We start from the raw sequence: 9,266 nt of genomic DNA, 5'->3' as shown, positions 1-9,266 counted from the left end.
CGCTTGAGGATCTGCGGCGGGTGCCGCCGGGAGGGCGACCAAATGAACTATTCATGCGTGTGCTCAAGAACTGTGGAGACTGGTGGGACGTCACGCAGACTTGAAACGCGAGGCCACCGACTCACATGTAGCGGCGACATCAACATCGCCGGCTGTCTGCTCTGCAAGCACTTTGGCTAGTCGTTTCGGCCAGAGAACGTGAATGCCCCCGGTGACGAACGCGCCCCCTATCAGGGGCCAGTCGGCTTCGACGAAGCACAGCGCCCCGGTGACCGGCACATCTCCGGCGAGGTCGCGTACGAGCCCGACCTGTTTAAGCACCCCATCGACCAGTTTCGTGCAGTCGCGCCGGCCGACGAGGAGCTTCTCGACGCGTGGCCGAAGGATGCCGCCCTCGATCTTCAGCTCGGGCCGGCCCTTGTAGCGCTTGGCATCGATCACCCAGATCCCTTTGCGGGTTATAGCGATATGGTCAATGTTCGCCTTCGAACCGGGGATGCGGCGGTCATGGAGGACCGCGATGTCGTCGGCGACCAGGGAATCGAGCCGGGCCCCGAGTCGTTCCTCGCCGATCGCACCCTGGTCCCAGGCTTTGGTGCTTTGCCGCTCGCCAGAGAGCGCGACGGCGAGACCACCCAATCGGCCCCATTTCTCGCGGAGCCTCGCCTCATCATTGGCCTTGCGGCGCTCGTATTCACGCCGAGCCGACGACCCGGCTACTCCGGACGCGGCGGGCGATGAATCCTCAGCAGATGGTTCGGGTGGTTCGAGATCCAGGGACTTCGCTTCGGGGACGCATTCCAGGCAGCGGACGGTCTTCGTCTCGCTCTCATAGATTGCTTCGGTCCCGGCCGGAAGAGAGACATCGCACAACCGACAAGCTCCGGCGTACCGGAGCCTCATTTGCTTCACGAGGATGCCCCCTGGATCGCTGGCAAGAACCCGGTCTGCTTATAGATCACGGCGGTTAGGCCGTGGATGCGTTTTGCCATGGCTCAATCCTCACCCGCGTCGGCGGTTCCTGCTAGTTTCAGTTCATGGGCGAGCTGAGAAAGATTGACGTCGACTTCAACTTCTTCGATGACACTCCGGCGGGTAAGGACCCCGACAGTCACAGCCCCACACTCCGGCGATACCACCAGCTCCTATGGGGCAAGGCGCTCCCTGACGGGCGGCCTTTCGAGCTTCATGCTGGGCGCGCTCGCTCACCGTACCTTGTGTATGAAGCAGACGACACGAGAATAGTTCTCGGAAGCGACACGATTGCGACGCGGCATCGGAGGAAACTGAGCCACCTCTACGCGCAGCTTCCAGGCGAGGTCAATGATGCGTTCCTGCGACGCTCGTACACGATCTGCGGCTTCATGATCTTCCCGGTCTCGCGGGGCAGTCTCAACCAGAATCGGGGCACTCATCCCCGGATCCAAGACCGATGGGACTTGACCCTTGAAGCGATCCGGCGCTTTTACGAGGGTGGCACGAGTCCTTTGGCCACGACGATAGATCGCCATGAAGGCTTCTTTGCGCTGTTCGGCTCCTTCGCCGGATACATCGATCATTTCCATCTCGGCGACTTCGTAGATGCCAATGGTGCAGTGCGCTTCTTGCTCCCCTTCGACAACTTCGTGTCGCCGGCGCTGCCCTCTGACCTGCCAACCTACGCGCGTTACCGCCTAGACAGTCTCGAATTATTTGAGGCACGCCGCCTGCGCATCCTTAACGCGACGAGGTAGCAGCCTCACACGAACACAGAGACCGAGGTCGGTCCGATTACAGGACGAGCCACGGCAACGACTGCCATTGCGGCCACTTCGCTCAGCCAGAACCGTAGTTGCCTTCTCAGCCCACTACCCAGCCACCGATTCCGCACCCAGCACCACGTTCACCGGCGCCTCGCCCGCCAGCAGCAACGAAATCTGCTTCTTGATCAGGCGGACCATGCGAGGGAACATCGCCGAGCTCGCCCCGCCCACGTGGGGCGTTATAAGCACACCAGGGACCGTCCACAAGGGATGGTCGGCGGGCAGCGGTTCCGGGTCTGTCACGTCCAAAGCAGCACGTAACCGTCCCGAAGACGTCTCCCGCAGCAAGGCTTCCGTGTCCACCACCGGACCCCGAGCCACGTTCACCAACAATGCTCCGTCCGGCATGGCCGCGAGGAACCGAGCATCAACCAACCCGCGGGTGCGCTCGGACAGCGGAACGCTGACCACCACGATCTCGTTCAGCGGCAACTGTTCGTACAGCGAATCGATGCCGAAAATGCGCCCGTGTTCGTCGTCCCGTTCGCGGCTTGCCATCCGCATGACCAGCGCTTCGCATGCCAACAGCCTGGCCGCAATGGCCTTGCCCACGCCCCCGTAACCCACCAGGAGAACCTTCCGGTCCGCCAGGCTAGGACGCTGGCCATAGCCCCATGTCCCGGATTCTTGGTTCCGTACAAATTCAGGAATCCCGCGCTGGCTGGCGATCATCATCCCCAAGGCGAGTTCCGCCGTCGACGTCTCATGGACTCCGGCCGCGTTTGCGAAAGCGCAACCCGGCGGCAAGACGTCAGCGACGCCGTCGTACCCTATCGACTGGCTCTGCACGAGCCGGACCGTCACGCCATCCAGCGCCGCGAGCGCGTCTGGCCGGCCCATGTAAGGCGGCACCAGCAGGTCGAAGCCGGCCGCCGGGGCGGGACCGGTAAGGTCCCACACCACGAACTCGACGTCGGCTGAGGGTTCCATGGCGTCCAGGAGGTTCTGATCGGGCAGGCACACCCGCAGCCGGGCCGTCACGGCGCCACCAGCAGATTGACGTTCGCCGCACGTAGCGCAGTTTCGCTCATTTCCCTATTCCTGTTCCCGTTGCGGGTCGATTTAGCCAGACGGCATCGCGTGTTCCCACACCAATTTACTTTCCCGCCGCGGTCCTGCGGCCCGTTCGGACATCAGCACCGGTGGGGCCACGTCCGGGACAACGCGTGGGACCCGGGCCTATAGTGTGGCATGACCGGGAAGCAAGCCAGGATGAAGCGTCTGCTGACAACCGCCCTCGGGTGTGCAGTCAGCGCCGCTTTTGCTTCGATCGTCCTGCTGTCGCTCGGCTGGGAAAAACCCAACTCACTTCCCATTTTCTTCATCACTTTGGTGGCCGCTTGGCTTGTTTCGCCAGTGGCAACCCGCGTGATTGACCGGCTCAGATTCAAGCTATGGCGACGGCGCGGGTGGACGGAATTCTGGGTTCGCTCGCCCGAACCATTGCCCGGCGGCCTGGCCAACGGCTGGGTGCGGGGCCTGCTTTCCGTACGCGCACCGCTTGTTGACTTCGTGACAAATGAGTCCCGGGACGGATCATGGGTCAATCCAGCTACTTTCCTCGTCAATGGGCGCATCCCGGCGGACCGCGGGCACCTGGAGCTGTCGGATTTCGCGGAAGTCAACTTCGGCCCGGGATTCCGAGTGGTCTCAATCCAGACCACATACGGACCCATCGATGTGGCCGGGTATCCCGAAGCCCTCGACCAACTCGAAGCAGAACTGTTCGGCCAATCCGAGGTTGCCAGTCAGTAGGTAGGCCGCCCTGCCTGCCTCAACGTTGTCCCTCCTCCACCGACGTGCCTATAGTGGCCCAACCCGCACCCCTCTCTGAGCACCGTCCTGCCGTCCAGCACGTTCTGCCACCTACAGGAGAGAACCCCATGGAAAACCGCACGCTTGGTTCATTGACCGTTTCTGCCCTCGGCCTCGGCTGCATGGGCATGAGCGAGTTCTACGGCGAAGGGGACGACCGCGAATCCCTCGCCACCATCAACGCCTTCCTCGACGCCGGCGGCAGCCTGTTGGACACCGCCGACATGTACGGGCCATTCACCAACGAGAAGCTCGTCGGCAAGGCCATCGCGGGCCGCCGTGACGACGTCGTTGTGGCCACGAAATTCGGAAACGAACGCCGCGAGGACGGATCCTTCCTGCGCGTCAACGGCAGGCCCGAATATGTCCGCTCCGCCTGCGACGCCAGCCTGCAGCGCCTCGGCGTCGACTACATCGACCTTTATTACCAGCACCGTGTGGACAAGACCGTCCCCATCGAAGACACCGTGGGCGCCATGGCCGAACTTGTCCAGGCCGGAAAGGTCCGGCATCTGGGACTCTCGGAGGCAGCACCGGACACCATCCGCCGCGCCCACGCAGTCCATCCCATCACCGCTTTGCAGACTGAGTACTCCCTCTGGGAACGGGAACCCGAAACAAAGGTCTTCCCTGTGTTGGCCGAGCTGGGCATCGGATTCGTTCCGTACAGCCCCCTCGGCCGCGGGTTCCTGACGGGCCAACTGCGCAGCGAGGCGGACTTCGCCGAGAACGACTACCGCCGGCACTCCCCTAGGTTCCAAGGCGACAACTTCAAGCGCAACCTCGAACTCGTGGACCGGGTGAAGGAACTCGCTGACCAAAAGCAATGCACCCCGGGGCAACTGGCCCTCGCATGGCTGCTGGCACAGGGCGAGCACATCGTCCCGATCCCCGGCACCAAGAAGCGCGAACGCCTGGCAGAAAACCTGGGGGCCACCGCCGTCGTACTCTCAGAAGAGGACCTGAAGCGCCTCGACCAGCTGGCCCCGGCAGGGTCCGCCGCGGGATCCCGCTACCCCAACATGGCGAGCATAGACACCTAAGTCCAAGGGCCTTCGAATAAGGGTTGACCCTCGGGAGCGTTGTGGCCTAGTTTAAACAAACCGCTCGTCCTGTTTTGGAATGCCCACCTTCCCGCTGGAGATGAAGATGCGCCTCGTAAGGAAATCGGTTCTGTTCATGGCGGTGGTCCAATGACAAGCCATGAAAGCAGAGCCGGGGACAGGACCACCTTCGGGCCTCTTCAACTACAGAGCATCTGGCATGAGCATGAGCTAAGAAACTTCGACCTCATGGTCATAATGCAAGTTTCCGGGTGCGAGCACATTGCAGAGCGAGTGATCAGCGGCGAGTCTGTGTCCACAGAGGATAAGTCGGCACTCGTAATAGCGAATGAGATAGCGGAGCAAAAAGGCTACCTTCCCCTGTTTGACGTGACCGATGACGACGCACGTATCTCGGAGAATGCAGGATCGGAGCTGGAAAAGTTCTTCAGATCCGAGGAATGGCAAACAAGGGATCGAAGCAGTACGCGGCGGCTCTAGCGTCGAGGGCCCTTAGGAGGTCTGCAAGATGACTACTCGTGCTGTTGTATTTGCCGCAGTGGCAACGGGGATACTTGTGTTCGTCGTCCCGTACGTTGCCTGGGGACTGTTCGGTGTTGCTCCCAACGGGACCGAGACGTTGATCGTCGTCGTTCTGCTCTGGGTCGCTGTCTGGACGGTCAGCAGAACAAGATCCCAACCAAGATGAAGATCGCCTGAGAAACCAAAACAATCGGCCTGCGTGGATTACCACGCAGGCCGATCGTCTGGGAGCTAGAAGAGACTAGCCGTCGTTGCCGGCAGGGGTGCTGGTGGCGGTGTAGCCCTCCAGCTTGAGAGCGGCCTGGGCGTACTTCTGGGTGAACGTGTCCGCGATGTTGACCTTGGAGGTGTCAACGCCGATGGTCTTCTCTTCGTCGAAGATCGTCTTCGGGCCACCGGCAGGCATGATGCCGTCCGGGAGGAACTGACCCTTGTCCTGGTTCAGTGCGGCGACGTACTGGTCCTTGGAGATGGTGCTGTTCTGGACGTAGGACTGGGGCAGCTTGTCGGCGATCTCCTGGGCGGAGTGGGTGCTGATCCAGTGCATCGTGTCCACCAGGGCGTTGACTACCTTCTGGGCTGCGTCCTCGTGGGTCTTGACCCAGTCCGACTGGGCCAGGAGGCCGGCCGACGGCAAGGTGCCGCCAAGCGCTGCCTTGGCCCCGTCGGAGGTGGCGAGGTCGATCGCGGAAACGGCGAGGTTCTTGTTCTCGAGGGCGCCCACGGTCGGCTGGGTGGTCATGACGCAGTCAGCGGACCCGCGCTGGATCGCCGCGATTGCGGTTGCTCCGGCGCCGACGGCGATCGTGTGGTAATCGCTCTTCGCGAGGCCGGCCTTTGCAGCGATGAACTGGGTGAGCTCATCGGTTCCCGAGCCGAGGTCGGTGACGCCGACGGTCTTGCCCTTGAGGTCTGCGCCCGTTTTCACGTTCGCCTTGGGGTTGCACATGATGCGTTCGCCCGGTGCGCTCGAGAGCTGCACGAGGTTGATGACGTTCTTGCCCTTGGACTGGAAGTCGACCGTGTGGACGTACCACGCACCGGCCATGTCCACCTGCCCGGATGCCATGGCGTCCTCGGCGCCCACGCCACCCTGGGACTCGGTGGAAAGCTCCATCTTGACGCCGTACTTCTGGTAGAAGCCGAGCTGCTCTGCGAGCTGGTACGGCAGGTAGATCTGCTTGTCGATGCCGCCGACCATGAGCTTCACGGTGGGCATCGAGGCGGTGTCCGCGGCAGCACTGCCGCTTGCCGTGCTGTTGCTGCTTGCAGTGCTGGTGCCGCAAGCTGCGAGGCTCAGGGCGATCACTCCGGCAGCGCCGACGGCGTAGATCTTGTTCTTCATCATGGTTGTGCTTTTCCTTCTATTGTGAGGATTCGAGCGTTGGGTAAGGGGAATGGAAGACGGCGAGCGTCAGATCGCCTGGGCTTCGGAACGGTTTGGTGGCCGCCATTTGAGCAGCGTGTGCTCTAGCAGGGCGATGAGGTATTCCGCGCCGAGCGTGATGACTGCGATGATCACCATGCAGGCGAAGACCGTGTTGGGATCGAAGGTTCCCTGCGCCTGGCTGATGATCAGGCCGATTCCCTGCTGGGCACCGAGCACTTCAGCAACAAGGGCGCCGATGATCGCGAAACCGAACGCCGTGTGCAAGCTGGCGATAATCCAGGTCATGGCCGAGGGAATGGTCACGTGGATCGCAACCTGAAGCGGGGATGCGCCCAGAACGCGGACGTTCCCGACCAGGTTCTGGTCCACTTCGCGGACGCCCTGGAAGGCGTTGAAGAAGACCACGAAGAACACCAGGACCGCTGCGAGGAGCACCTTCGGGAAGACGCCGAGGCCGAATGCCACGATGAAGATCGAGCCGAGCACGATTCTGGGGATCGAGTTCACAATCCGGATGTACGGGCCCACAACTTCGGACAGGTACTTGTTCGAGCCGAGGAGGATTCCGAGCACGACGCCGACCAGCGTTCCGAGCGCGAAGCCGTAGATGGCTTCCTGCATGGTGACCCAGAGGTTCTCCCAGATGGTGCCGAATGCCGTGCCCTTGGTGAAGAGATCCACCAGGCTGTTCCAGATTTCGGACGGCTGGCCGAAGAAGAACTTGTCCACCCAGCCGGCCGTGGTGAACCACTGCCAGCCGCCGATCACGATGACCGCGAGGATGGCGCGGCCGGCCCAAACCCACGTGGTGCGGCGGTTCATGGCACGCCGGGCGGAATTCTTAAGCTCACTCGCTTGTGCTTTTTCTTGCTCTTGCACGGGAGCACCCCTACTGATTGTGGTTGTCATGCTGCTACACCCGCCGATTGCTTGTAGGCGCGGGTAACTTCGTCCTTCAAGGACTCCCAGATCTGGCCCTGCAACTCCAGGAACCGCTCCTCGTGCCGGATCTTCTGGACATCTCCACGCGGCCTGGGCAGATCGATCTCGAAAACATCCTTGATGGTGCCGGGGCTGCTGGTCATGATGACCACCTTGTCCGCCAGCGCCACTGCCTCGTCGAGGTCGTGCGTGATGAAGAGGACAGAGGGGCGCAGTTCCTCCCAGAGCTGCAGCAGTTCGTTCTGCATGATGGCCTTGGTCTGCACGTCGAGTGCGCCGAACGGCTCATCCATCAAGAGGATCCGCGGGTTGTTGATCAGCGCCGCCGCCATGGCGACGCGCTTGCGCATACCGCCGGACAACTGGTGCGGGTAACGGTCCTCGAAGCCGGCCAGGCCCACGCGGCGCAGCCAATCCCTTGCGAGCAGGGTGGCTTCCTTCTTGGGCGTCCCGAGCAGGACCGGGCCGATCAGCACGTTTCCGAGAACGGTCTTCCAGGGGAAGAGCGCGTCCGCTTGGAACATGTAGCTGACGCCGTTGGTGATGCCGTCTACGATCTGGTCGTGGACCTTCACCGAGCCGGCACTTGGCCGCTCGAGTCCGGAAACCTGGGCCAGGGTGGTCGACTTGCCGCAGCCCGTCGGTCCGACGATCGCGCAGAACTCGCCGGGTTCGACCCTCAGCGTCACATCGCGGATGGCAGTGAACGTCTCGTTCTTGGGAGTGAGGTAACGCTTGGTCAACCCGACAATGTCGATGCCCGCGGCGTCCTCAGCCCTCTCGGGGGCCCCGGGCGGCCGGTTGGGGTGGATGGCATTCATTTGCTAAGACCTCTCTGTCTTACGGATCCCTTCCTTGGGAGTCCGACGAATTCGTGATGTGGATCACTGAAACTATGTAAAGCTTAGGAAGCGATCATCAGGCCCAGAAGTCTTCAGTAAGTTGTGCGCCTTAGCCGCAAAAGTGCACGTTTTGTGCGTTTTCTGCTGTCGCCTCACCTACCGAGGAAATGCCCGGGAAAGGAGCCAAAACGTTGATGAGGACATTGGTGGTTGACGACGATTTCCGGGTCGCCGGAATCCACGCCGCCCGGGTGGCCAGGGTTGACGGTTTCGAATGCGTCGGTCAGGTGTACACCGCTGCGGCCGCGCGGGAGGCGATCGAGCGCCTCAACCCGGACCTGCTCTTGCTGGATGTACACCTGCCGGACGAGGACGGGATCGCGATGCTGCGATCCCTGCAGGCCGCCGGTACCGACGTCGACTGCATCGTCATCACCGCGGCCCAGGACCTGGCTACCGTCAAGTCAGCGATGACAAGCGGCGCGGTCTACTACATGGTCAAGCCGTTCAGCTTTGACCGGCTCCGAACGCAGTTGGAGGCGTACCGGAACTGGCGGCAGGAGCTGGATTCCGCTTCGACTGCCGACCAGGCAACTATTGATAGCCTCTACAACGCGCGCTCTGCCGGGGTCAGGCCCGCGGCCCCGGCGCCTCGCCTGCAACCCACCATGCAAAAAGCGTTCGACGCCGTCCGCGCCGCCGGGGGTCCCATCAGCGCCGCTGAAATCGCCGGACAGCTCGGTGTCAGCCGCCCGACAGCGCAGCGCTACCTCAGCGTCCTGGAACAGAAAGGCCTTCTCGTTTTGGACCTCACGTATGGCGGCACCGGCCGCCCGCTCAACTCCTACACGGTGAGTTGAGCGGACGGCCGGCTACTTCTTGACTACTT

At 62.3% G+C, this 9,266-nt stretch carries 11 protein-coding genes; 6 read left to right on the top strand and 5 right to left on the bottom strand.

Annotated elements, in window-relative coordinates:
- Positions 1-90: 90 nt before the first annotated feature.
- Positions 91-903: a nuclease-related domain-containing protein gene (locus tag AC1DJB_RS10830; RefSeq protein WP_307054111.1), complete on the bottom strand. Its 813-nt coding sequence runs from the start codon at positions 901-903 to the stop codon at positions 91-93.
- Positions 904-1,037: 134 nt separating this feature from the next.
- On the opposite strand from AC1DJB_RS10830, the gene AC1DJB_RS10825 reads away from it, so the two are divergent.
- Positions 1,038-1,733, top strand: coding sequence for a DUF6994 family protein (locus AC1DJB_RS10825; RefSeq protein WP_307054071.1), 696 nt, complete (start codon positions 1,038-1,040; stop codon positions 1,731-1,733).
- A gap of 114 nt (positions 1,734-1,847) precedes the next feature.
- Here AC1DJB_RS10825 and AC1DJB_RS10820 read toward each other — a convergent pair whose 3' ends face one another.
- Positions 1,848-2,783 carry a 2-hydroxyacid dehydrogenase gene (locus AC1DJB_RS10820; RefSeq protein WP_441438241.1) on the bottom strand — a complete coding sequence of 312 codons (936 nt, stop codon included), beginning with the start codon at positions 2,781-2,783 and terminating at the stop codon, positions 1,848-1,850.
- A 210-nt stretch (positions 2,784-2,993) separates the two neighbouring features.
- On the opposite strand from AC1DJB_RS10820, the gene AC1DJB_RS10815 reads away from it, so the two are divergent.
- The 4 genes from AC1DJB_RS10815 to AC1DJB_RS10800 all read left to right on the top strand — a co-directional run bounded on the left by AC1DJB_RS10815 (position 2,994) and on the right by AC1DJB_RS10800 (position 5,369).
- Positions 2,994-3,557 carry a hypothetical protein gene (locus AC1DJB_RS10815; protein WP_441438242.1) on the top strand — a complete coding sequence of 188 codons (564 nt, stop codon included), beginning with the start codon at positions 2,994-2,996 and terminating at the stop codon, positions 3,555-3,557.
- Between the two features lie 128 nt (positions 3,558-3,685).
- Complete coding sequence (locus tag AC1DJB_RS10810; RefSeq protein WP_441438243.1) at positions 3,686-4,660, top strand: aldo/keto reductase; 975 nt, start codon at positions 3,686-3,688, stop codon at positions 4,658-4,660.
- 150 nt (positions 4,661-4,810) lie between these two features.
- Positions 4,811-5,161 (top strand): hypothetical protein, encoded by a 351-nt coding sequence (locus tag AC1DJB_RS10805; protein WP_441438244.1) that lies wholly within the window; start codon positions 4,811-4,813, stop codon positions 5,159-5,161.
- Positions 5,162-5,189: 28 nt separating this feature from the next.
- The gene (locus AC1DJB_RS10800) at positions 5,190-5,369 is read left to right on the top strand and encodes a hypothetical protein (RefSeq protein ID WP_441438245.1); all 180 of its coding nucleotides are present in this window, start codon (positions 5,190-5,192) and stop codon (positions 5,367-5,369) included.
- A 75-nt stretch (positions 5,370-5,444) separates the two neighbouring features.
- Here AC1DJB_RS10800 and AC1DJB_RS10795 read toward each other — a convergent pair whose 3' ends face one another.
- The 3 genes from AC1DJB_RS10795 to AC1DJB_RS10785 all read right to left on the bottom strand — a co-directional run bounded on the left by AC1DJB_RS10795 (position 5,445) and on the right by AC1DJB_RS10785 (position 8,356).
- On the bottom strand, positions 5,445-6,551 hold the full coding sequence (locus tag AC1DJB_RS10795; protein WP_345447790.1) for an ABC transporter substrate-binding protein: 1,107 nt from the start codon (positions 6,549-6,551) through the stop codon (positions 5,445-5,447).
- 66 nt (positions 6,552-6,617) lie between these two features.
- Positions 6,618-7,472: an ABC transporter permease gene (locus tag AC1DJB_RS10790; protein WP_284991788.1), complete on the bottom strand. Its 855-nt coding sequence runs from the start codon at positions 7,470-7,472 to the stop codon at positions 6,618-6,620.
- A 26-nt stretch (positions 7,473-7,498) separates the two neighbouring features.
- On the bottom strand, positions 7,499-8,356 hold the full coding sequence (locus tag AC1DJB_RS10785; RefSeq protein WP_306962292.1) for an ABC transporter ATP-binding protein: 858 nt from the start codon (positions 8,354-8,356) through the stop codon (positions 7,499-7,501).
- Positions 8,357-8,571: 215 nt separating this feature from the next.
- Here AC1DJB_RS10785 and AC1DJB_RS10780 point away from each other — a divergent pair, with 215 nt between their 5' ends.
- On the top strand, positions 8,572-9,237 hold the full coding sequence (locus tag AC1DJB_RS10780; RefSeq protein ID WP_307054066.1) for a response regulator: 666 nt from the start codon (positions 8,572-8,574) through the stop codon (positions 9,235-9,237).
- Positions 9,238-9,266 lie beyond the last annotated feature (29 nt).

It is taken from the genome of Arthrobacter sp. 01T428, assembly GCF_056398685.1.
The sequence above is the reverse complement of the archived record's forward strand: the minus strand, read 5'-3'. Positions and strand labels throughout refer to the sequence as shown.